The organism is Prevotella sp. P6B4 (assembly GCF_000619985.1).
Taxonomy (GTDB): domain Bacteria; phylum Bacteroidota; class Bacteroidia; order Bacteroidales; family Bacteroidaceae; genus Prevotella.
Genome location: NZ_JHVE01000005.1, coordinates 162,570 through 188,148, shown reverse-complemented (window position 1 = coordinate 188,148; position 25,579 = coordinate 162,570). Strand labels below are relative to the sequence as shown.

General features: G+C 46.6%; 15 protein-coding genes. 9 read left to right on the top strand and 6 right to left on the bottom strand.

The genetic code is table 11. The features are described from left to right. Window positions 1-15 precede the first annotated feature (15 nt). The 7 genes from T491_RS0105160 to T491_RS0105130 all read left to right on the top strand — a co-directional run bounded on the left by T491_RS0105160 (window position 16) and on the right by T491_RS0105130 (window position 12,077). On the top strand, window positions 16-3,885 hold the full coding sequence (locus T491_RS0105160) for a hybrid sensor histidine kinase/response regulator transcription factor (RefSeq protein WP_028902939.1): 3,870 nt from the start codon (window positions 16-18) through the stop codon (window positions 3,883-3,885). Window positions 3,886-3,940: 55 nt separating this feature from the next. After that, complete coding sequence (locus T491_RS0105155) at window positions 3,941-4,558, top strand: fumarylacetoacetate hydrolase family protein (protein WP_028902938.1); 618 nt, start codon at window positions 3,941-3,943, stop codon at window positions 4,556-4,558. A gap of 36 nt (window positions 4,559-4,594) precedes the next feature. After that, window positions 4,595-7,753, top strand: coding sequence for a type IX secretion system sortase PorU (gene porU / locus T491_RS15750; RefSeq protein ID WP_036915315.1), 3,159 nt, complete (start codon window positions 4,595-4,597; stop codon window positions 7,751-7,753). Window positions 7,754-7,832: 79 nt separating this feature from the next. Further along, window positions 7,833-8,978 (top strand): type IX secretion system outer membrane channel protein PorV, encoded by a 1,146-nt coding sequence (gene porV / locus T491_RS0105145; RefSeq protein ID WP_155950044.1) that lies wholly within the window; start codon window positions 7,833-7,835, stop codon window positions 8,976-8,978. A 7-nt stretch (window positions 8,979-8,985) separates the two neighbouring features. Next, entirely contained in the window at window positions 8,986-9,468 is a 483-nt protein-coding gene (ispF, locus tag T491_RS0105140) for a 2-C-methyl-D-erythritol 2,4-cyclodiphosphate synthase (protein WP_028902936.1), read from the top strand. 558 nt (window positions 9,469-10,026) lie between these two features. Next, window positions 10,027-11,295, top strand: a complete 1,269-nt coding sequence (locus T491_RS0105135) for a glycosyltransferase family 4 protein (protein WP_028902935.1) — start codon at window positions 10,027-10,029, stop codon at window positions 11,293-11,295. Beyond that, window positions 11,292-12,077, top strand: coding sequence for a glycosyltransferase family 2 protein (locus tag T491_RS0105130; protein WP_028902934.1), 786 nt, complete (start codon window positions 11,292-11,294; stop codon window positions 12,075-12,077). The genes T491_RS0105135 and T491_RS0105130 overlap by 4 nt, the downstream gene beginning before the upstream one ends. A gap of 15 nt (window positions 12,078-12,092) precedes the next feature. On the opposite strand, the gene T491_RS0105125 is transcribed toward T491_RS0105130, so the two are convergent. Next, a complete protein-coding gene (locus T491_RS0105125; protein WP_028902933.1) occupies window positions 12,093-14,120 on the bottom strand; it encodes an alpha-amylase family glycosyl hydrolase in 2,028 nt (675 codons plus the stop codon). 384 nt (window positions 14,121-14,504) lie between these two features. On the opposite strand from T491_RS0105125, the gene T491_RS0105120 reads away from it, so the two are divergent. Together T491_RS0105120 and T491_RS15745 are read left to right on the top strand one after the other, a co-directional pair. Then, the gene (locus tag T491_RS0105120) at window positions 14,505-15,716 is read left to right on the top strand and encodes a VapE domain-containing protein (protein ID WP_028902932.1); all 1,212 of its coding nucleotides are present in this window, start codon (window positions 14,505-14,507) and stop codon (window positions 15,714-15,716) included. 140 nt (window positions 15,717-15,856) lie between these two features. Next, a complete protein-coding gene (locus T491_RS15745) occupies window positions 15,857-16,288 on the top strand; it encodes a DUF6078 family protein (RefSeq protein ID WP_155950042.1) in 432 nt (143 codons plus the stop codon). 106 nt (window positions 16,289-16,394) lie between these two features. On the opposite strand, the gene T491_RS0105110 is transcribed toward T491_RS15745, so the two are convergent. The 5 genes from T491_RS0105110 to T491_RS0105085 form a co-directional block, all read right to left on the bottom strand. Beyond that, window positions 16,395-17,510, bottom strand: coding sequence for a glycosyl hydrolase 53 family protein (locus T491_RS0105110; RefSeq protein ID WP_036915353.1), 1,116 nt, complete (start codon window positions 17,508-17,510; stop codon window positions 16,395-16,397). 131 nt (window positions 17,511-17,641) lie between these two features. After that, window positions 17,642-19,432, bottom strand: coding sequence for a DUF5115 domain-containing protein (locus T491_RS16950; protein WP_197018800.1), 1,791 nt, complete (start codon window positions 19,430-19,432; stop codon window positions 17,642-17,644). A gap of 19 nt (window positions 19,433-19,451) precedes the next feature. Beyond that, complete coding sequence (locus tag T491_RS0105095) at window positions 19,452-20,657, bottom strand: SusF/SusE family outer membrane protein (protein ID WP_051522984.1); 1,206 nt, start codon at window positions 20,655-20,657, stop codon at window positions 19,452-19,454. A gap of 31 nt (window positions 20,658-20,688) precedes the next feature. Continuing rightward, window positions 20,689-22,437 carry a starch-binding outer membrane lipoprotein SusD gene (susD, locus tag T491_RS0105090; RefSeq protein WP_028902929.1) on the bottom strand — a complete coding sequence of 583 codons (1,749 nt, stop codon included), beginning with the start codon at window positions 22,435-22,437 and terminating at the stop codon, window positions 20,689-20,691. A 37-nt stretch (window positions 22,438-22,474) separates the two neighbouring features. Continuing rightward, window positions 22,475-25,480 (bottom strand): TonB-dependent receptor, encoded by a 3,006-nt coding sequence (locus T491_RS0105085; RefSeq protein WP_028902928.1) that lies wholly within the window; start codon window positions 25,478-25,480, stop codon window positions 22,475-22,477. Window positions 25,481-25,579: the final 99 nt, after the last annotated feature.

Sequence of the window (25,579 nt, the reverse complement as noted above, 5' to 3'; positions counted from 1 at the left end):
CATTAAAGTGGTGATATGAAGGATTTATCAGAATACATCATCAAGACGTTACTACTGATGACTTTGGTGCTGACACCGACAGCGGTGTCGGCACAGAAGTTTTTCCATTCCTTCAATACAACACAAGGACTGGCTGACAACACCGTGTATTGCAGTCGTCAGGACAGCAACGGTTTTTTGTGGCTGGGCACTGCCAATGGGTTGTGCAGATTCGATGGCACCTCTTTTACAACCTACCAGAACCGTCCTCACGACAAGCATACCATTAACTGCAATATTGTGAGAGATGTGCTACCTGTGGATTCCGGCCTGTGGGTAGCAACCGACTTAGGTATCGATTTCTATTCGTTACGTGATGGTATTTTTCATCATTGTCCCCGACAAGGCAAGCGGACTTCTGGGATAGACATCAACCGTTTTAATAAGTTCCTGAAAACGGAGCAACATCTGTTTGTGGTAGATAATGGCGGTAATGTATATCGCCATAAACAGGGTTATCTGTTTGAGACCATCAGTCAGAACGGTCAGCGGTATGATGCTATTGCCGCCTATCGTGACCATATGATCGTGGCTGCTGGTCCCAAGGGGTTATACCTGATAGACGAAGAAACAACCCGCATCATCGACCATCTGCCATTCGAGGCACGTATCACGTCGCTGGTCAACATCTATTATAGCCGTAACAAAAGTGTGATATTTGTGGGCTATGGCATTGGTTATGAGAGCCGTGCTTTCCGCGTGGAGAACAATCATCTCCATGAGAGTCAGGCCTATGTTCCACCAGGGCTGATGGCTACATGTGATTATGGCTCCAAGACGGTTTTTGGTATGGACGGCAGCGGATTAGTATTCGACAACGGTGAAAAGCTGACCAACTACACGCCTTATAACAGTACTATCAGTGGCGATGCTATCTATTCGCTCTATGTAGATGATCAGGATAACCTCTGGATCGGTACCTATCGCATGGGATTGAATCTTTATTCCGAACAGTTCAGGTGGTTTAATATCCTGAATCGTAATAACCACCAGCTGTCGTATGACATTGTTGCGTCGGTTGTCCCCGATGGCAAACGCCTCTACTTAGGTTTGGACGGTGGCGGACTGGAGATCTATCATACTGACACTTCCGAACGTACAACATTCACATCGAAGAACAGCCAGTTGCCGGGCGACAACGTGATATCGATGCTGAATGACGGCGATTACCTCTGGATGGCTGTCTATACCAAAGGTCTGGTGAGATACTCTAAACAGCACCATGAATTCAAGACATGGCGGATGCCCATGGTTGAGCCCGACGCCAATAACGTATGGACTATCTGCGACGATTCGTTGGGGAATATCTGGATAGGCGGTGCGGATGTCTTCGTTTTCAACAAGCAAACGGGACAGATCTCGCATGTAGACTCTGTGACCCACTGCATGGGATTTGCGCTTCAGGGCGAGTATATGTGGGTGGCCACCCGTTATCAGGGCCTGTGTAAGATCCACCGCAGAACCCGCAAGGTGGTAGCTGTCTATTCGGAAAAAGTACATACGCCAGATTTCCCCAGAGGGGAATTATCACTGGTACATGTGGACAGGAAAGGGCAGCTATGGCTCGGTTATGAGTTAGGCGGCTTCTACCGATTTGATGAAAAACAGCAGAAAGTATATCAATATGGGCCTCATCATGGCTTGACGTGCGATGGTGTCCGCTCTCTACAGGAGGATGTGACGGGAGATATGCTGATAGGTACCTCAAATGGTCTCTTCCAGTATGTGGCAGCGACAAACACGTTCGTACAACTGAATATTGATGATAAGACATCTGACTTTGCGCCGCATAGTTCCGCATCCCATGGAGGCAACATGTATTTCGGAACTACGAACGGACTGATTTATTTCAATCCTGCCAGCATCCGTATCTCCCAGATGGCTCATCATGTCAGTTTTACGCAGTTTATACTGACCAATGGCGAGGAGCTGACCATTGACCTCTATCGTATGGAGACAAGCGAGATACAACTGGCACACAATCAGAACTTCTTCACCATCAATTTCTCTGTGCCCGAACTGGTGTCGCCAGAGCGTATCCATTTCCAGTGCCAGCTGCGAGGACTGGAAGATGACTGGAAGGAGTTAGGACACCGGCGTGAGGTATCATATACCAATGTGCCACCAGGTCGTTATGAGCTCCTGGTTCGCTCCACCAATGCTGATGGCACCTGGGGAGATCCCAGCATATTAGTCATCAAGGTTAGTCCGCCTTGGTATGCCACTTGGTGGGCTGCGTTATTATGGCTGTTCCTGATTGTTGCTTTTGTGACTTTCCTTATCTGGGCTTATATCCGCTCCTTACATGTCAAGCATCAGATGGAGATGGCGGCCATCGAGACCAAGTCGCAACGTCATCTCGATGAAGCCAAGATGAATTTCTATACCAGCATCACGCACGAACTACGCACGCCGGTCTTTCTGATTGCCGCTCAATTAGAGGAGATACTGGAGAACGCCCAGGACACCGTGAAAGTGCCCTATACGTATTTGGATGCTGTGCGGCGGAATGCACTCAGACTCAATCAACTGATTAGCAGAGTGATAGATTTCAGGAAGTTAGGGGCTGAAAACCTGGATCTGCAGCTGAGTTATGACGATGTTGTGGGATTCTGTAAGGACAAGACTGATTCTTATATTGAAATGTTCAAGCAGAAAAATATCAAGTATGAGTTCTTCTCTCCCGCCAGTGAATTGATGCTGGATTATGACACCTTGAAGTTGGAGCTCATCATCTCTAATCTGCTATCGAACGCTTTTAAGTACACGAATCGGGGCGGTTATGTGTCGCTCTCGATTGAGGATATGCCCGATCGCGTGGTGTTCAGGGTAAAAGATAATGGTATTGGCATCGATGAACGTGTACGCGACACCATCTTTGAGAGTTTCTTCAGATCAGAACGTGGCAGGAAACAGGGCGATGGCGATGGACTGGGACTCTCGTATGTGAAGAACCTGGTGGAGCTGCACCACGGCAAGATCAGTGTCGAGAGCGAGATGGGTAAGGGTTCTGTATTCCAGTTCTTTATTCCCAAGCACCTTGGAGAAGGAAAGACGAAGCCTCAGGCCATACTCATAGAGGAACCTGTTCATAAAGGAAATCCTGCCGCCATGCACAGCATACTGATTGTGGACGATGAACAGGAAACGGTAGAGGTGCTGGAACGTTATCTGGAGAGTGATTTCAAGATTGAAAAGGCATTTAATGGCGAGGAAGGGCTGCAGAAAGCCCAGGACCTCCTGCCCGATGTGATTATTCTGGACCTGATGATGCCGAGAATGACGGGCTTGGAGATGCTGACACGTATGAAACGTGACAAGAAACTGCAACACATAAAGACCATCGTCTTTACGGCTAAGGCCAGCGAAGACGACATGATGATTGCCTTTGACAGAGGGGCGGATGTGTATCTGACCAAACCTGTATCGCTTAAGCTACTCAGAAAGCGAATCGACCAGCTGTTATCACAGACAGACGCTGTGACTGAACCGGTTGCCGAACACAAGACCTACTCTAAGGAAGAGCAGAAATTCCTGTTGCGTGTTCGTGAGGTGATTGACGATAACCTCCAGAATCCGGAATTCAGTATTGCCTTCCTGGCAGAACAGTTAGGCATGAGTCACTCGCCGCTATATAAAAAACTGCGCCAGATGACCGGTATGTCACTGATTGAGTTTGTCAACGACTATCGCATATACAAAGCCGTACAGTTGTTCCGCCAGGGCGAGACCAATGTTGAGAGTGTGGCAGAGGCTGTAGGTATCAATGATCTGAAGAATTTCCGCACCTTATTCAAACGTAAGATGCAGATGACACCAAAGCTGTTTATACAGTCATTACACTAAAAAACGACTGGTATATTTGGTTTTCTGCTCACTTATTCGTATCTTTGTCCCCCGTATGAAGATATTTGCTATTGGCATGAACTATGCCGCACATAATCAGGAACTGCACGGGACGCTGAAACGTCCTGATGAGCCAGTGATCTTTACGAAGGCTGATTCAGCGATACTGAATCAGGGTAAGCCATTCTTTATCCCCGACCACTTAGGACGTATCGACTACGAGACAGAGGTGGTGGTACGCATCTGCCGATTAGGAAAAAACATCGCAGAGCGCTTTGCTCATCGCTATTACGATGCGGTGACGTTAGGTATCGACTTCACCGCCCGCGACCTGCAGAAGAAAGCGAGCGAGGCTGGTCAGCCCTGGACCATCTGTAAGGGCTTCGACGGCTCAGCTGCCATCGGCGAGTGGGTACCTAAAGAAAAGTTCATGGATCTGCAGGCCCTGCACTTCCACCTGGATATCAATGGACAGACCGTACAGGAAGGCTGCACCAGCGATATGCTGTACAAGATTGACGAGATCATAGCCTATATCTCACAGTTCTTCACCCTGAAGACCGGCGACATCCTATACACAGGCACGCCTGCTGGCGTAGGTCCTGTGAAGATTGACGACCACTTAGAGGGTTGGCTCGAGGAACGCAAAGTGTTGGAGTTTAATTGCAAGTAAGGCAATAAAACTCAGCCCTTTACGTTTATAAGAATAGTGAATACCATCAACAGACTGATTATAGTCCTGCTCCTGATGGCCATTGGCATCACCACCAAGGCTGAGGGGCGGTATGCGGAACACTCTGTGCTCCGCGAGGGTAACTGGGCTAAAATCAGCGTATCAGCAAGTGGCTTCCATCACCTGTCGGATGCCGTTATCAGAAAGGCGGGATTCAGCAATCCCGACAAGGTAAAGATATACGGCTACGGCGGTGCCATGCAACCAGAGAAGCTGACGGGCGCCTATCTGACAACCACCGACGACCTGCACGAGGTACCCACCTGCACGATCAACGGCAAACGCGTGTTTTACGCCGTAGGTCCCGTCAACTGGGAACAGCAGGAATCGCTCATACGTACACGCAATCCGTATGCCGACTACGGCTATTATTTCCTGACCGAGAGCGAAGGCGAACCGTTGACCACCGACAGTGCCACCTTTGTAGCACAGCACTACCCTACCAACCATGATTACCACCAGCTGTACGAGGTGGATAACTACTCATGGTTTCACGGCGGTCGCAACCTGTTCGACAAGACCCTGTTCAACATAGGCACCCCACAAAGCTATACACTGAAAGCCACTGGAACCACCGGCAACATCGGCATTGCGCTAACGGCCAACGGCAACTACGAAGCCACCATCGAGGTGAACGACTCGGTAGTGGGGCATATCAACAAGAGCGTGATACTGGATAACTATACCAAAGCCGACGAACAACTGTATCAATACCGTCTGACGAACCTGAAGGCCGACAACACCATCCGCATCACCCAAATCGCAGGCAGCGACTTACGTCTGGACTATATCGACCTGCAGCACGATACCCCCATGCCACTGAGTCTGAACGGCACGTTGCCGGAACCAACATACGTGAGTCGTATCACCAACCAGGACCATCATGCCGATACGGCTACAGACATGGTGATCATCATCCCAGCCTCACAGAAGCTGCTGGCACAGGCAGAACGGCTGAAGGCCTACCACGAACAGCACGACCAGCTGACCGTCAGCATTATACCCGCCGATGAACTGTATAACGAGTTCAGCAGTGGCACCCCCGATGCCAACGCCTACCGTCGCTACCTGAAGATGCTGTACGACCGCGCCGCTAACGACACCGAGAAGCCACACTATCTGCTGCTCTTCGGCGATAGCGGCTGGGACAACCGCATGAATACATCAGAGTGGAGCGGCTATCAGCCCGACGACTTCCTGCTGTGTTACGAGAGCGAAAACTCCTTCAGTCAGGTGAATTGCTACGTCAGCGACGATTACTTCTGTCTGCTCGACGACGAGGAAGTGATACAGCAAGCCAATGGCAGCAGCTCGAGCTACAACGGACAGCCCGACGTGGCCGTAGGTCGCCTGCCGGCACGCACAGCCGACCAGGCCAATATCTTAGTCGACAAGATTATCAGCTATGCTCAGAATGAGTATGGCGGTGCGTGGCAGAATGAGATCTGTATGATGGGCGACGACGGCAACGACAACTCGCACATGAAGACTGCCGACCAAGTGGCCAAGATGATAGAGACCAGCTTCCCGAATTACAATGTAGATAAGATATACTGGGACGCCTACGAGCGCACCTCCTCATCGACAGGCTACAGCTATCCTGACGTGACACAACTCATCAAACAGCAATTGGAGAAAGGAGCGCTGATCATGAACTACTGCGGTCATGGCGCTGCCTATGCCCTGAGTCACGAGATGGTGATGAAACTGAAGGATTTCGAGACCCAGCAGTCCAATTACCTGCCACTCTGGATGACTGCCTCGTGCGACATCATGCCTTTCGACGGTCAGGAAGATAACATCGGCGAGACGGTGATGCTGAACAGCAAGGGCGGCGGCATTGCCTTCTTCGGTACCACCCGTACTGTTTATGCCTCCTATAACGAGGTGATGAACCTGGCTTTCACCCGTCAGGTACTCACACCAGGCATCTCGATAGGCGAAGCCGTACGACTGGCCAAATGCGAATTGGTGAGCAAAGGCAGCGACCTCACTCCTAACAAGTTACAGTACACCCTGTTAGGCGATCCAGCCCTCCGGTTAGCCACGCCGAAGCAGCAGATTGTGGTCGATAGCATCAACGGCAGAGCCACCGACGAGATCATCAAGCTGGCAGCAGGTTCGATCGTCAAGGTTACCGGTCATATCATGCTCGATCAGGCCATTGATACTGACTTCAACGGTACAGTCAACCTCTCAGTAAGAGATGCCGAAGAGACCATTACCTGTCGACTGAACAACACAGGAAGCGATGGCGCAGAGAAAGCCTTTGTCTATAAAGACCGTACCAAATACCTCTATCGCGGAGCCGACCAAGTGACTGATGGCACCTTCCACATCACGTTCTCAATACCCAAGGACATCAGCTATACCGATGGTAACGGACTGATGACCCTCTACGCCATGAGTAGCGACAAGAGCCGTACTGCCCACGGCGAGAACGACAGCTTTGAACTGATAGGCAGCGAGACTGCCTTGACCGACTCTATCGGACCTTCGATATATGTCTACCTGAACTCGAAATCATTTAAGAACGGAAGCAAAGTGAACACCACGCCTTACTTCAGTGCCGAACTCTACGACGACAGTGGCATCAACACCTCAGGTAACAGCATCGGTCACGACCTGACGCTCATCATCGATGGCGATATGAACAAGACCTATAATCTGAACGACTACTTCGAGTACGACTTTGGCGACTTCCGCTCAGGCAGAGTCGGCTTCAGCATTCCAGAACTGAGCACCGGTCAACACAAGCTCTTGTTCAGAGCATGGGATATCCTGAACAACTCATCGACAGTCGAGCTGGCCTTCGAAGTCACTGACGATGCCGGAGCAGGCGATTTCAACGTGGTTTGCAAGCAGAACCCAGCCCATACCAACGCCCAGTTTGTGATTACCCACGACCGTATGGGCAGCGAGCTGAAGGTGACACTCGATGTCTACGACCTATCGGGCCGCGAGGTTTGGCGACAAACCGACACCTTCATCCCCACCAGCGACACCATCACCATCGACTGGAACCTGAACGTAGCTGGAGGCAGTCGATTGCACACGGGGCTCTACCTGTGCCGATTCACCCTGAACGACGGCAACTCGAAAACCGTTAAATTACTGATTAAGAGCAATAATTAGAGAGACATAGCGTTAATATTAAGTAGATAAAAGGAGAGATATGAATACATATAAAGATACAGGGCATTTACTGAGATGGATGATGGTAACACTGTTCACCATTCACTGTTCAGTATTCACAGCTACAGCTCAGGACGAGAAGAATGTGATGTTCAATCCCGTGGAGCATGCGGTGATATCACAGACGATAGCCCCCGACGCTCGTGGAGCCGGTATGGGAGACGTAGGTGTAGCTACCGACCCTGACGTGAACTCACAGTACTGGAACCCAGCCAAATATCCGTTCTGCATCAGCCGGGCCGGCATCGCCCTGAACTACACCCCCTGGCTGCGCCAGCTGGTGAACGATATCGACTTAGCCTATCTGGCTGGTTACTATCGCATCGGCGACTATTCGGCCATCAGCGGTTCGTTACGCTATTTCTCTTTAGGTGAGGTGTTTGCCAGCGATGGTATGACAGTGAAGCCCTACGAGATGTCGCTCGATGTAGCTTACTCGATGATGCTGAGCGAGAAGTTCTCGTTGGCAGCAGGCATCCGTTGGATATACAGCGACCTGCGTTACGACTATAGCGAAGACTCAAAGCCTGCCTCGGCCTTTGCCGCCGATCTGGCCATGTATTATAATAACTATGTGATGTTAGGCAGCCGGGAATGCCAATTAGGTATCGGACTGAATCTGTCGAACATCGGCAGCAAGATCAGTTATTATGGCGATGACGAAAGTCAGTTCCTGCCTGCCAACCTGCGTTTGGGTGCCTCGTTGATGGTACCTATCGATGAATACAACCGTTTCTCTATCTCGGCCGACGCCAACAAGCTACTGGTTCCCACCGTTCCCCGTCAGGAAGAGAATGAGTCGAACAGCAGTTATCAGGACCGTGTGCGCCATGAATATAGCGATATCAGTGCCATCAGCGGTATATTCAAGAGTTTCAGCGACGCACCTGGCGGATTCAGCGAGGAGATGAAAGAGATACAATGGAGTGTCGGTGCCGAGTACGTGTACCACGACCAGTTCTCGTTACGTGCCGGCTACCATCATCAGGACGAGTCGAAGGGTAACCTGAAGTATTTCACCGTAGGTGGTGGTTTCAAGATGAATGTGTTCTCACTCGATGTGGGCTATGTGATTGCCACCGCCCGCAGCAACCCACTCGACCAGACACTGCGATTCTCACTGACATTCGACATGGATGGTATCAAGGATCTGTTTAAAAAGTAAATAGTATATGAAGATTAGAGTTGGAATGGGCTATGATGTCCATCAGTTAGTTGAAGGCCGCGACCTGTGGATGGGCGGCATTAAGATAGAACATAGCAAAGGATTGTTGGGACACAGCGATGCCGACGTGCTGTTGCACGCCATCTGCGATGCCCTGTTGGGTGCCGCTAACATGCGCGACATTGGTTATCATTTCCCCGACACTGCCGAGTTTACCGATGGCATGGACAGTAAGGTTATCCTGAAAAAGACCATCGAGCTGATAGCCACTAAGGGCTACAAGTTAGTGAACATCGATGCCACCATCTGTGCTGAGCGCCCCAAGATGAACCCGCATATCCCTAAGATGAAAGCCTGTATGGCCAAGGTCATCGGCTGCGACGAAGACGACATCTCCATCAAAGCCACCACAACCGAGAAACTCGGCTTCACCGGTCGTGAAGAGGGTATCTCTGCCTACGCCGTGGTGCTGATAGAAAAAGAGGCATAAAACAGAGTGATGCCACAACCCTCACGAGCTGTGGCATCACAAAAGCCTATGTTTAACTAAAAATCCTTTTTCTACAAAAAGAAATTTTCAGCCCACAAGGGCCAAAAATTTGAAAGTTTAAAAGGGAGCTTCACAGCGACCTCCAGTTATCCCACTGTTGAAAACTTTCTTTTACCAATAACTAAAAACCTAAAACTATAAATATTACTACTAACCTAAAACAATCTAATCTATTAACCTTTTGACGGGTGCAAAGGTACGACGTTTTTTCGAATCCTGCAAATTTTTCAGCAGAATAAGTGTATATTTTAACATTATTATTGACCTACATCAAACAATTGTGTGCGCAAACAACACTTATTTACTTATTTTTACGTCGTTTTAACAAAAACTCGAATAATGATACTCTCGTTCGAGAAATCTCAAATTATATTTGGATTTCTTCTCACTTATTCATTTCTCTGAGCTACGCTCGAAGATACTCACGTTCGAGAAATCTCAAATTATATTTGGATTTCTTCTCACTTATTCGTATCTTTGCAGCAATAATTACAAAAGATGAAAATATTAATAGTTAATACAAGCGAGCGAACAGGCGGTGCTGCCGTCGCAGCCAATCGCCTGATGAAGGCTCTGAATAACTACGGCGTAAAAGCCAAAATGCTGGTACGCGACAAGGAGACCGACACGTTGACCGTAGCCGAATTGCCCAAATCCCCCATGAAGCGTTGGCACTTCCTATGGGAGCGTCTGGTTGTTTTCTGCCGACTGCACTTCTCGAGACAGCACTTATTTGAAATAGATATTGCCAATGCAGGCACAGACATCACCAACCTCCGTGAGTTTCAGGAGGCCGACATCATCCACCTGCACTGGATCAACCAAGGCATGCTCTCGCTGGACAATATCAACAAGATCCTGCGTAGCGATAAGGCGGTTGTCTGGACCATGCACGACATCTGGCCTGCCACAGCCATCTGTCATTATACCCGAGGCTGTGGTTACTTCAAGTCGGGCTGTCACCAGTGCCAGCTGTTACCCGGTGGTGGATCGCAGGACGACCTCTCTACCAGCATCTGGAACCAGAAGCAGCGCATGCTCAGCGAGCATAACATCTCGTTTGTGGCCTGTAGCAAGTGGCTGGAGGGCGAAGCCAAGAAGAGCGCCCTATTGAAAGACCAGCATATCTGTAGCATCCCAAACCCCATCGATACGCACATCTATCATCCGCAAAACAAACAGGAGGCACGCCAACGTTTAAGTCTGCCCACCGACAAACAGATCATCCTGTTTGTATCGCAGCGAGTGACCGACGACCGTAAGGGTATGGCTTACTTTACCGCAGCCACTAAGCAGCTCGTAGAGACATGTCCTAACCTGAATGCTGCCGTGGCCATCCTCGGTGGACACTCTGAGGATGTGGCTTCACAACTGGCGCTGCCTGCTATCCCACTGGGGTATGTGAACGACGAGAAACGCATTGTAGCTATCTATAATGCTGCCGATGTATTTGTACTCCCATCACTCGAGGACAACCTGCCCAACACACTGATGGAGGCGATGGCCTGCGGAGTGCCTTGTGTAGGTTTCAAGGTAGGTGGCATCCCCGAGATGATCGACCACCAGCAGAACGGTTATGTAGCCCGATTCCGCGATGCCGACGATCTGGCTGCCGGCATGGGATGGGTGCTCAACAATGAGAACTATCAGGAGTTGTCGGCACAGGCCCTGCACAAGGTCAACACGTGCTATTCACAGCGCAGTGTAGCCTCCAGATACATCGAAGTGTATAATCAGGCGTTGGCCTTCAAACACTATCGGATATGATCAGAATCACCTATATTACTATTACATATAATGCAGCCAACGTGCTGCAGCGCACCCTCGACAGCGTGCTCAAGCAGGATTATCCTCATATTGTGCATCTGATTATTGATGGCGCATCGACCGACAACACACTGAAGCTGGTTGATGAGTATATTGCCCGCTCTAACGCTGCAGAGAACGGACATCAGGTACAAGTAAGTTCAGAGCCCGACAAAGGTATCTATGATGCCATGAACAAGGGATTACGTTCTGCCGATGGTGATTATCTCTGTTTCCTGAACGCTGGCGATTTCCTACCCTCGTCCGATACTGCCAGCCGCATAGCACAGGCTGTCGCCAACACCCAAGAACCATCACAACTGCCAGCCGTTCTCTACGGCGATACCGACATCGTTGACGGTGAAGGGCACTTCCTGCGCCATCGTCGACTGGCACCACCCGAGCGCCTCACCTGGAAATCGTTCCGTCAAGGTATGTTGGTGTGCCATCAGGCGTTCTATGCACGTACCGACTTTGCCATCGCTACACCTTACAATATGCAGTACCGCTATTCTGCCGATGTCGACTGGTGCATCCGTGTGATGAAGGCCGCCGACAAAGAGCAGGTGCCTCTGTTGAATCTGCACATGGTAGTAGCCAACTATAACGAAGAGGGACAAACAACACTCCACCACCGCGAATCGCTCTGGGAGCGATACAGGGTGATGGAGCATCATTACGGGCGCGTGCAAACCTTCGCACTGCATTGCTGGTTCGCTATCCGCGCTCTACTTAATCACTAACTACGAACCAATTATTTATCTCAAAACGAACTTCTTTTTGTTTACGATATAGATGCCCTTGGCCAGTCCGCTGAGGGCATCACTGCCCTTAGGCGCCGTCTTCACCAGTCGGCCATCGAGGGTATAGACCTTTACAGGCGTATTCAAGTCAATCACTTCTTTTACAGGAAGGATGCCAGTAACAGTCTGCGTCACATCATTGACGGTAAACTTACCATTAACGATATCGCCTATCTCATAATATGTATCCTCACTCAGTGGACCTATATCAACGGACTGGGTCTTACCGTTACCTTGATCAAAGATGACGTTAAATGAATAACCTTCGGTGTTTACATCAAACTCATGGTAGTACCACTTCACACCATCAATCATCTTTGTATCGGTAATAACCGAACCAGGCCAACTACCCAACAACTGGGTGTTATTGCCATCGTTAGCCCAACTGTACATATAGACATCGGTACTCCAACCCGGATCTTTCAGATAGATAGTAGCCTTATGGGCAACAAATGGCTTAATAGCATATTGGCGCGTAATGATTCTCTTAACGGCGCCATCTACCAGCAAACCTACCTTCAACGTACAGGTCTCTGATATGGTGATGGTTGCACCACTGTTAACCTTTGTGCTACTGGCTGTAGGATCTGTACCATCGAGTGTATATACCAACTGGGCGCCAGTGCTCTCCGAGACAGCAGTCAATGTAGCTTCTGTAGCCTTCGTATAAGTTCCCTCGGCCAGGCTGACCCACGGGGTTTCAACAGTCTTACTCAGATAGTAAGCATAGTTGGTGCCACTCAGCACTTTCACATAATCGGCATCGGTCAGATTAGCAGCCCCAGAACCAAACGCTGCATACAGTTTACCATTGTCGCCCGTAGTTACCAGTTTATAGGCGGTCGTTGAGCTACTTTTCTGTTCCCATGCGCTCTGGTTGCTTATACCAGCAGCCTTACGTGCTTTAATCATCTGCTTGATTTCGTTTTTGTAGCTCTTCCAGTGTAACAGGAATACGCAAGGTGTTCCAGGCATAGCCATTAACCAGGCATTGGCAGCCTCAATATTCTTTGTGATAGGATCCTTTGTGTAACCGGTTACGTTACCACGGTCCTGCATATCGTGATTCTCAACAAAGGTCACCGCATAGCGCGAATAGCCAGTCTCTGTAGCCAAGCCACCATTGGCCAGCTTACTCCAGTTATTGCCATTACAAGCATCGCGAGCCGAATAACGGAAAGCGAAGTCGAATGTACCACTCTGTACCACACCGTCCTTCTTCTGCTGATTGATAACGCTCTTCAAGGTACTCTTGTTGCCATCCCAATACTCACCTACCGAATAGGTAGGCTGAGCATCGTAGTTATATTCTGCCAGATAACCACGACTGAATCCCTTGGTCATATCATAGCGGAAACCTGCATAGCCTAAATCGTTCAGCAGATATTTCAGATAAACCTTGATGATTGTCTGGACATTGGCACTGCTATGATCCAGATCGCGACATCCTGGCCAGTCATCAGTGTTCTCATTATTACCCAACGTAAAGCCATTATTATTAGCCCACGTTTTGGTCTTACCACTATCATCGTTCCCACAGATATCTGTCGATAGCATCTGATAAGTTACACCATTATACTCCTCAGCAGGATAGTCTACCCACGAGCCATTAACACCCAGATTATTACGGTGATTAATCACCACATCAGCAATGATTCCAACCTTTTTCTCTTTGAAAGTCTGAATCATATGACGCAACTGTTCTTCGGTTCCGAACGAACTATTCTGATTAAAATAGTAAACCGGTGTATAGCCCATCTGGTTATACGACGAATTACAGTTACCGCTCTGTGGCACCCATATCAGATCAAAATAGCCTGATAGCTCGTCGGCCTGCTTCTCCAGATTCGTCCACTGGGTATCAACAAACGAATCCCATGAGAACCCTTGCAGCATCACACCCTTGTAGTTTTCGGGCCATCCCTGTGCCATCGAAGCGATGGTCACCAAACAAAGTATCAAAACGGAGTAAAATCTTCTCATATGCCTTTTAGTTATCTGTATTACTGAATCTGCTGCAAATATATAAAAAAAGCCGCATGGTTGTTCTCCAAGCTGTTCTTTTTATGCAAGTTATCTAATGCAATCGGTTGCACGCAACCTCTCACTCAAATACGCCGAAAGCCGCATAAATACAGGCACTTTGAGGCATGAGAGGTTGAGCTAACCTCTCACCCAACCTCTCACTCAACCTCTCACTCGATTTTAACATTTGTAGAATTTAACAAGAATTTAACAGGAAAGACTTGAAACCGCTTTCTAATTTTTGTACCTTTGCCAGCGCAATAGCAAAAACCGTACACAAAGACATACGCGAGTATGAAAAGTGCACATAATCAACAAACTTAAAATTAAATTCTTTAATTTATGGAGAAAGTAACAATCAACGGAGAGTCTCTTGGAGTCTCTCAGCAGAACTCGCTCGCCGTAGAGCAGTTCCTTAGTGACAATTACCAGTTCCGTCGCAATGTGCTGAATGGTAAGGTAGAGTATGTAACCCTTAGCGCAGAACCTCCTGATAGTCAGCCTGTATGGCGAACGCTAACACCTGAGGCGCTGAACAGTATCGTTCGAAAAGCTAAACAGGAGCAGATTACCAAAAACAGTCCTAAGACTGACATTCAGGAGGTGATCTACTCGGATGCGACTCCTGTGTATGACCCAATCTTTGAGTTTCTGACACGTCTGCCCAAATGGGATGGTAAGAATCATCTGGCCAGGTTGTTCAGCCGTCTGCCTGGCATCAGCAGCGAACAGTTGGACTTCTTAGTCATCTGGTTCCGCTCGGCTGTGGCGCATTGGTTGCAGAAGGATAAGCTGCATGCCAACGAGACTGTGCCCACGCTGATTGGTGCACAGGGCTGTGGCAAATCTACCTTCATAGCACGCTTGCTACCTCCCGAACTGCAGGAGTATTATCTCGACCATCTGAACCTGAGCAACAAGTTTGATAAGGAGATGGCCTTGACCAACAATCTGCTGGTGAATCTCGATGAGCTGGATGCCATCCGCCCCAGTCAGCAGGCTTCCTTGAAACAGACGCTCTCGAAAATCAAGGTTAACGGACGTACCATCTATGGCAGTTCGCAACAGGATCGCCCCCGCTATGCATCGTTTGTAGCCACTACCAACAATCCTCATCCGCTGTCGGATGTAACGGGTAGTCGACGATATATCTGCATTGAAATCCCTCAGGGGCAGTATATCGACAATACAGGCGAGATTGATTACGAACAGCTATATGCCCAGCTTGTGTACGAGGTGAACGAGCTGAAGGCGCCCTACTGGTTTACCAACGAACAGGTGGCGCGTATCCAGCAGTTGAACCTGGACTATACCGATGAGAAAGACATTGCCGAGATTGTTGAGGCCTGTTTCCGCAAACCTAACGAGGGCGAGAAGGTAAAGGCGATGAACTGCACACAGATGCTGGAGCTGATTAGCAAGGAGTATCCTTCGCTCAAAAAGACCATTAGCACCAAGGTTCATCTGGGCTTTGCCATGAAGGACCTGGGCTTTGAGCATACTGAGCGCGGACATGTAAAATACTACAATGTGGTGCCTGTTGATGCTGCCTGACGACGGAAAAAGTGAGAGGTTGAGTGAGAGGTGTAGTGAGAGGTTCAGCAAACCTCTCACACGCCCGAAACCTCTGCACAGATGCGGCTTTTGGCGCATGTAAGTGAGAGGTGGAGATGTTTAACGAAAAACTGATAAAAATGAGCAAGATTAATTACGATGAAGTTCCTGGCTGCTATCTGCATTGCAGTAATGCGGATTGCAAGATGGCCAACCACTGTCTGCGACAGTTGGCTATGCAGAATTTGCCGAGCAAGCTGACGGCAGTAACAATTCTGAATCCACAACTAATCCAAACTGGCGAAGGGTGCGAGTACTATCGCGATGACAAGCCTCAGATTTATGGAAAAGGGTTTAAGAACATGCAGAAGAAGATGCTGCCCGATGAGTACAGTACGTTTATGTATCGACTGCAGGGCAAGTTTGGACGCAATCCTTACTTCGAACGTCGCAAGGGTGCCCAACTCTGTTCGCCCAGCGATATCAAACAAGTTGAAGCTGCCCTTAAAGCCATCAGCCATCCAGAACTAAAGTTTGATGCGTATATAGAGAAGCTGAACTGGAACGATTAATCCCCGCTCCAGTCCTTATTAACAGAGACTCGAGTCCTCCCTAAGGAAGACTCGAGTCCTTTCGTATCAGGACTGCAGTCCTTCAGTAGGAGGACTGAGCCTGAGATTAACTATTTCGAAAGTCTTTTAACGCAGGAAGAGCCTTGCCTGTATGGTTATCAAACAGACCACGATTTATCCAGCAGGGCAACAAATCATTTCCGCACGCATTCTCTTCAGGGAACCACCAAAAGACGCCAGTAACATTACGATGGGCCGATAGTTCCTTCATCAACTCTCTCACAAAAGATGCCTGTCCATCAGGTGAAATAGGATAGAACTCAGCATACTGATCAGGTCCAGCAGCCCACTTATCATTTTCATGAGAATAATACGCAGCGGTTTCTACTATCATGACTTCCTTTTCAGGGAAAGTAGTCTCTAAATTTTTAAGAGTCAAACCAAGATTTTTAATAGTATTATGCCACATAGGATAGTAACTTAATCCAATAATGTCATAGTCTATACCATACTTTTGCAAGTGCGAATAAAAGGATTTTGTCATATTCCACTCTCCAGCCCGCTCTGTATGGATTACAATCTTGGCATCAGGACACACCTCACGGCAGGCTTTACAACCTTTGCTTAACAGTTGGCACAATGTGTCCCAATTATCATCTTTCATCGGATGGATACGTCCGACAGGCCAAAGCATTCCATAGGTTATTTCATTGCCAACCTGTATCATATTCGGGACTACACCTTTTGCTTTAAATGCGCCAAGTACTCTTGTTGTATAAGCATACACACTATCCGCCAATGATTCTGGTTTGGCATCTTTCCATAGATGAGGTATCGTCTGCTTACTTGGATCGGCCCAGTAATCACTATAATGGATATCTAAAAGAAGATCGAATCCTGCCTCTTTTACACGTCTACTCAGTTCTAATGCATATTTCAAATCTTGACATACGCCTTCTTCTTTATGTTCTTGAGGCGCAAATTCAGGATTAACAAAAAGACGGACTCGAATAGCATTCCATCCCATTCTTTTAAAGAAGGCTAATGGCTCCACCGGCTTTCCATCAAAATCCCTATAGACTGTACCCATCTGTTCATAAGATGGTAACAACGACACATCGCCCCCCAGATATTTCTTCGGCTGCGCAAAACCAACAGCATTTACCACCAGCAGCAGTATTAGTGATAGAATTCCTCTCAATATCTTCTTAATACTATTCATAAGCATTAAAACTAATTGTTTTGGCAAAGATAGACATTAATTTTTTTACTTCCAAATATTTTTGTCTATTTATGACAAGCGAGCCGTTATGGTTAAACGGCTCGCCTGTTATAAGAAGCAAAGACTATAAACTACTTTTTAGTAATCCTGCAATATGACTTAGTCTCACAAATTAGGAAGAACTGGATGAAGTATGTACCAGCCTCATCAATCTTAAGGTTGCCACCATCCTGAATCAGATTGTCGGCAGAGCCACCCCAATTGATATCCCAACCATCATTTGCACGGAACTTGAATTCGTCTGCAGCTAACTCAATAGTTGCCTCCCATGCACGGGTCTCGGGATTGTATGTCATGTCGGTATCAGTATCCCAGCCACCAGCCTGAGCAGGTCCTATGATGCCAACCGCAATTGGAGTCATCTGATAAGACATTGCTGCCAAATCAACTGTAGCCATATAGAATCCTGGTTTAACCAATATATTACCAGATCCACCATCATCAATCAGTGTACCAGTAAGGCCATCGTCACTCATAGTGGCAGCACCATAGTTTCCGTTATCCCAATTATCTGCTGCGCCACGGAACTTGAATGCGCCCTTTCCATCTGCCCAATCAGCACCTTCAGCATAGAAGAATCCCTTATATGTACCCTGACCGTCTGAGCAGTAAAGCGGCTGTTCAACCTCACCCCAGTTGTTATTCACACCTGCTTCATAAATATACTCACCAAAGTCAAGTGTCTTAACCTGATAGGTCATGGCATCCATATCAAGTGTTATCTTGATAAACTTAGCTCCTGCAGGAACCTTGAACGAGCCATCATCATTAAGACCTGTACGACGTGACAAAGTTCCGCTCTCGCCCTGCTCACCGTTACCACTGGTTGTACCGAAAAGCTGTGTCCAGTCATTATCGTTTGCGATAGCATCGCAAGCCTTGTCATCACCAATAGCGAACCATGTATCGCCCTCAGCTGCTGCTGGGAATACAATCGTATAAACAGGGACCTCGATATCAGCCTGATTGAACTTCAACATCTTCTCTCTGGCAGACTCTCCCCAGTCATTAGGACCACCAACAATGTAGTAATTGACAGCCTGACGGACTACCTTATAGGTGAAATTAACCATATCTATGGTAACCTTAAACTGGCCCTTACCCTGAATAACTGGAGTCTCTACATTGGTCTTATCACCTGACCATATAATGAAGCCGAACTTATCAGGGCAACCATTTTCTGAACATCCCATCTGACCGGCATTTACCTCATCCCAGCTATCAGCGCTATAATGAGAGCCCTCATAGAACTTGAACCAGTTATCGCCCTCACCAGTGGTATTTACGATAGCCGAATAAGTGCCGTCACCATTATCTGTCATCCATACCGGAGCTGCCAAATCCCAACCGTTTCCATTTTCGGCAAAGTTTCCCAACAAGAAATATCCCTTCTCGTCAATAGCTGGTGTTGGGGATGTGGTAATTGTTGGATTAACAGTCAGTTTTCCTGCCACGGCATCACCATTATTCAGGATGGCACCAAAATCCACATCTACATCAAGTGTATGAGTTTTCTTAGCACGTGATTCTGCAATGCTCATTGCAATGGTTTCCACCTCATTAGCAGACACAACGACATTGTTACCTACAACATTATAATCAACATCGAATCCACTTACCGTCAGATTACGAAGCGCATAACCTGTAACTTCCTCACTGGTTGCTGAGAAAGAAAACAATGTTACATCGTCATCACTAACTGGCATAGTAATCGATCCAGGTGTAGCTGTCACGCCATAAGCAGCAGCAGGATTCTCCTGGTCGTAGCCCTGAGGCTTAAGCCAGTCTTCGTAATCGCCGTTGCAGCTGGCGAGTACTAGACCCGCCAATGCTGCAAAGCTATATTGAAATATCTTTTTCATATTCATATACGTTTATTAGTTATTTTACTTCACCTGTATTTGTGCTAAAGTTCACATAGAGTTTCTGGCCTGCAGAGCATGATACAGAGTATTCCTCACCAACATTCTCAGCCCAGTTTGCTGGAATATTTACAGTACGGAAGTACAACTCACCCTGATATAGTGTAAACTCGGTCTTCCACCAGTCGCGTCCAGGTACCTTGATGTAGGCACGAAGCTCACCTCCGCCAACGAATTCAGGAGACTCCCATGTACCGTCACCTTCAGGAGCAGTCATCTGCCAGTTAGCATCACTATCTGTCCAATTAGCACCTTCAACTGCACCAATTACATAAGCTGCAGCAGGATAGACGTGGAATGTCCAAGCCACTTCTGTAGCACCAAGAGCTGTCTCAACATGGATTGTGTACCAACCACCATTATCGAACTGGATATTACCGTCACTTGCAGCCTCGTGTACTCCAGCATTTGCCTGATCGTCGAATTTTGCTACGCGATCAAAACCACGCCAGTCATTCTTCTCTTCACCCCACTTGAACGTACCACCATCAGGAACATAAATAATGGTGTAGAACTCGCCTTCGGCGCCATAAACAGGAGCCATAGGCTTCCACCATCCCCAGTACGGCTTTGTAGCGCCATCGTCAGAAGAACCATTACCAATTGAAGAACCAACAATGTAACAAGATGTTGGGAATGTCAACTCAGGAGCCTTAAAGGTTGCGAGCACATTAGGTAGAGTAATACTATTTGAGAATGACTCGTCAAGAACTGTATTTGCCATATTGACAACATTTGCACGCAGACGAATATACAGAGGACGAGGCTCATCAGGATAATCAATATCGCCTTCAACCTCATGGAACAAGTCAATCACTGCTGTATTCAATTCGTATGCATCTACAGCCATCTTAGCTGTTGTATACGAAGTCTCTAACTCCTTAAAGGCAGAGAAATTCTCTGAAAGAGCCACTTGTACATGATACTGCACCACGTAAGGTACACCATTATAGTCTGGCTGTGTACAAGTCAATTCCAGGCTATTAGCCGAAACCAAATCATACACGTTATTCTGTGCATTAGCAGGCACATTGAGTGTAAAAGATGGACTGGTAGCCTTAAATGTTGGATTGCTATTATCATCCTTCTCGCAGGCAGTAAGAGTGAGTCCTACAATAGCGAGAATAGAAAACCAACGTCCTATATTGAATATTTTTTTGTTCATAACACTTTTCATTTTTACGATACTGTCTGAATTAATAACCGGCATTCTGGGTCATATTCTTATTATTATTAATATCATCCATTGGAATAGGATAATACTTAAAATGACCATCCACAGCCTGTCCGTCAGCAACGCCGCCCTTCCAGGCCCAGTTGTACTTCTTGCCAGTGAACATATCAAAGCGAATCAAATCAGAACGACGGCGTCCTTCCATATAGAATTCACGACACCACTCGTCAATAAGATCCTGTTCTGTAAGCTGTGTTAATGGTGTGGCATTTGCACGAGCACGAAGTACATTTACATCATTAATACCAGTGGCATCACCACTACGCCATTTGGCCTCTGCACGAGTCATGTAAGCTTCTGCCAAACGGAACAATGGAATATCTGTGTCTGAGAACTCTGCATCACTATTTGTACCGCCATCAACACAAATATTCTGCCACTTCACGATAGAGATTCCATCAAGGAAGTTGTTAAGCTTATCTGTGCGCAGTTTACGGGCTCCGCCACCAGCTCCTGCATAGAATAAAGCACGGTCATCATTGGCTGCTAAAAGTATTTCTGTTGTAGAGCCTCCAAGTTCCTTATCAGCAACAATAAGCTCATCCTCTTTAAATTCACGAGGTTTTCCTTCATCGTTAACAATATTATGCTCAATCTTATAGGCCTTCAACTTTGAACCATCCTTATCATCTGTATACATTGGCACGTCATCATTGGGGAAGAATTTCTCAATAAGGTTCGGACGAGCATAATTACAACTCCAACAGTTCTTTGTCGCAGCGTAAGGCATTCCTGCTATACGCGTAGAACATACCAAATAACTAGCGCAAGAATATCCCTGAGTCTTTATGCCATCCTGACGAATCGGGAATATGATTTCCTTCATTGCATCAGCATTACGATCGTTATCAGCCATAAACAATTGGGCATATCCACTATAAGTCAAACCATTTGTTGGATGTACCTTGGCTGTGCTACTCAACGCATATGGGCCAGCAATAATCTTATCGCAATAGCTGATAGCCTTGTCATAAGCGGTAACTGCACCATCAGTATAAACTTTAGCATTCAAGGCCAAACGAGCATGGAGCATATAGGCTGCACCTGCATCAGCACGACCAAAGTCGGAGGTAGAATTAAACTGGCCCATAGGAGCCATCTCACTCTCGATAGCAGTAAGTTCTGTATCAAGCCAATCATAGAGATCCTTACCAACCTTCTCCACTGGCAAATCATTCATAGAATTGTTTTCGTCCTTAAATGGAGCTTTATGCCAAAGATCGAGGAAGTACCAATAGTACAAAGCACGTAAGAAACGGACCTCAGCACGATAATACTTATAATCTGCCTGCTCAGCCTTATCTAAAGTGTTCTGCAAATAGAAGTTACAAAGCAGTACATTAAAGCCCAAGCGCTGGTATGCCCACTGTGTACGACCGCTATTCGCGTTCCACCTAATACCCGTTATTTGAGGAATATCTGGGTCTGTCTGCCAAGCCCAGTTACACTCATCAGTAGGCAATGTTTCAAGGTTAAACGTTGTACGATAAAAACCAGACTCACCCTCATCACTACTGATATCACCAGAACCTGCAGGACCCTTTTGTCCTGTCATACCCAATGTACCATATACCTTAGCCAACAACTCCATATCTTCATAAGAAGTAGAAGTCTGCGGATCGATAGATGAGATATTCAGGTCGTTGGCACAAGAGGTCATGCCAATAACAAGCAAGCCTGCCACAACCGATTTTGAAATTATATGTCTCATAATCTTTATTCTTTATTAGTTATTTATATTCATTCTCTTAGAAGTTCAAGCTCAAACCAACCTGGAAACTACGTGGACGTGGATATGGGTTCTTATCCACACCATCAGCAACCTCAGGATCAAGTCCCTTGTACTTAGTAATAATGAATGGGTTCTGAACGGTAGCAAAAACACGACCGTTAAGATGATTCTTTAGCAGATTGGGGAATGTGTAACCAAGTGTAATGTTTGAACACTTCAAATAAGAAGCGTTGCGAACATAATAATCTGAAAGATAATACTCAGTACCAACACCGGTAAAGCCCAATTGTACTGCCTCAGGGAATGTATTTGTAAATGCGCTATTAGAATAGAGGCCAGAAGCACTGATTGAGCCCTTATCTGACAAATAATTGTAGTATACATAGTTACCAAATGAGGCATGGAAAGCAGCACTCAAATCGAAGTTCTTATAAAGGAACTTGGTTGTGAAGCCCATTATAACATCTGCAGCAGGACTCTTATAATAGTACTTATCGCTTTCGTTTATCTGTCCGTCGGCATTACGATCTACATACATACCTTCGATAGGCTTGCCAGCCTCATCATAAACCTGCTGGTAAACGAAGAACGAGTTGCGTGGTTTACCTACGGTATTTGCCTGAATTAATGTAGCATTACCACGAGAGATGGTAGAACCTACCTTGATGTAATAATCATCATCAGCATCTTCTGTCAGAGAAGTAATCTCATTGTGGTTCCATGAAATGTTATAGCTTACATCCCATGTAAAGTCCTTAGTAACAATTGGCTTTGCATTGATAGAGAACTCAACACCATAGTTCTTCATAGAGCCAATATTCTTTGTTAATACAGAACCGAAGTTTGTGCCAACAGGAATTGTAACTGTATTCAAAAGGTCGGTGGTCTTACGATAGTAACCATCCAAGCTTGCTGTAATACGGTTATTAAGCCAACCAAAATCTAAACCGGCATTCCAAGTTGTTGTGGTTTCCCACTTTAAGTCTGGGTTATAAGCTGTAGGGCGTTTTGTATAGTAATCCTTATCACCGAAACTATACATCGCATATGAGTTACTGATAACATATAGAGGAGCATATCCGAAATCGCTACCAATATCCTGTTGACCAGTCTTACCCCAACCCAAACGGAGTTTAAACTCATTCCACCAGTTAACATTCTTCATGAAGCCCTCCTCATTAATCTTCCAGGCAAGAGCCACAGAAGGGAAATATCCCCAATGATTTTCCTCAGAGAACTTTGAAGAACCATCTGCACGGAATGTAGCAGTCAACATATAGCGGTCAAGCAATGTATAATTCAAACGACCGAAATAAGAAACCAAAGAATTATGGGTTGCCCACTCCTGTTCACTACGGATACTTGGGTTATGTGCTTCACCTGTATATGGATCAGTACCTTGTCCTTCATTGAATCCATGACGGTGGTAATGACTATCCTCAGCACCAGCCATAACGTCAATGTAATGAGCACCTATTTCTTTCTGATACTGAGCATAAGCATTAGCGGTAATACTATACTTATAATAACGTGTCAGTCCACTCCAACCAAAATAGTTGTTTGAGAACGAATAAGGAGAAATCTCGTCGGTCTGTTTCGATTCTGTATATTGTCCACCATAACTTGCGTGAATGTGCAGATCCTCGAAACCATGAATCTTATAGTCCACCTCAAAGTTACCTGTAAAATCGTTTGCACTTGCCAATGTCTCTTTCAGTTCAAGGAGAGCAAGTGGATTCTGTGGAGCATTGCTATTATTAGTATAAGTCCAATTCGGATCCGTAATATTTTCTGTTGCATTTACATATGGCTGATAGTAACCACCAAAGAACTTCGAAGTATCATCAGTAGTATAAACGGGACGAGTTGGATCGATAGAAAGAGCAGCTCCAATGGCGCCACCAGCATCAGCATAACGATTCTTCTCATACATGTACTTGGCGGAAATATTCAAATTCAGATGATCATTAAAGAAACTGGGAGCAAGGTTCAAGCCAGCATTTGCTCGGCGCATCCAAGAAGTCTTAACGATACCCTGTGCTGAATTATATCCTGCACTTACTCGATAAGGAACGCCTCCTATACCACCTGATACAGAAACATTATGGCTAGTACTGATGGCTGAACGGAAAATCTGGTCCTGCCAATTGGTATCAGCGTCACCTAACTTCGAAGCATCAAGACCGTCGATGCTGTTCACAAGATTTCTGTACTCAGTAGCGTTCAGTGCATCATATTTCTTTGCAATAGTTGAGATTGTTACGTCACCATTATAAGAAATACGAGGTGCTGTTCCCTTTTTTCCTTTCTTTGTAGTGATAATGATAACACCATTAGAAGCGCGGCTACCATAAATTGCAGTAGCTGAAGCATCTTTCAACACGGTGAATGTTTCAATATCATTAGGATTGATCATCGCCAAGATATTCGACATACCAGTAGCAGTGTTGCCATCAATTGTCAAGCCATCGATTACATAAAGAGGATCGTTTGAAGCGTTCAACGAAGAACCACCACGAATACGAATCTGAGCTCCTGCACCAGGCGTACCACCACTTGTGATTACATCAACACCAGCCACCTTACCTACAAGCATATCAGTAGCATTGTTAGTAATACCCTTACTGAGTTCATCAGGTTTAATAGCTGTCACCGATCCAGTCAGGTCGTTTTTCTTAGCGCGACCGTAACCGATTACAACGACATTCTCAAGTACTTGAGAATCATCTTTCAATGTTACGACAACACTGGGTGCAGCCTTTACCGTCTGGCTCTGGAAACCAACGTAGCTAACGGTAATGTTTGCACCTTGATTAGCCTTCAGCACGAAGTTACCGTCGAAATCAGTAACAGTAGCAGCCTGAGTGCCGTCTACACGTACTGTTGCGCCGATAATGGGTTCGCCTGCAGAATCTTTCACATGACCTTTTACTTCAATCTGAGCAAAGGCACTGACCGATAGGATAAGCCCCAAAATAAGGCCAAGCATCCTAAGCGGAAATTGAATGTTTACCTGCTTCATCATTACATTTAAATTAGAGTTAATTTGTTATTGTTATATCGTTTTAAGCTTTTGGGAAGCTTGAATTTACAGTTTTATCGGTGCAAAGATAAATCAGAT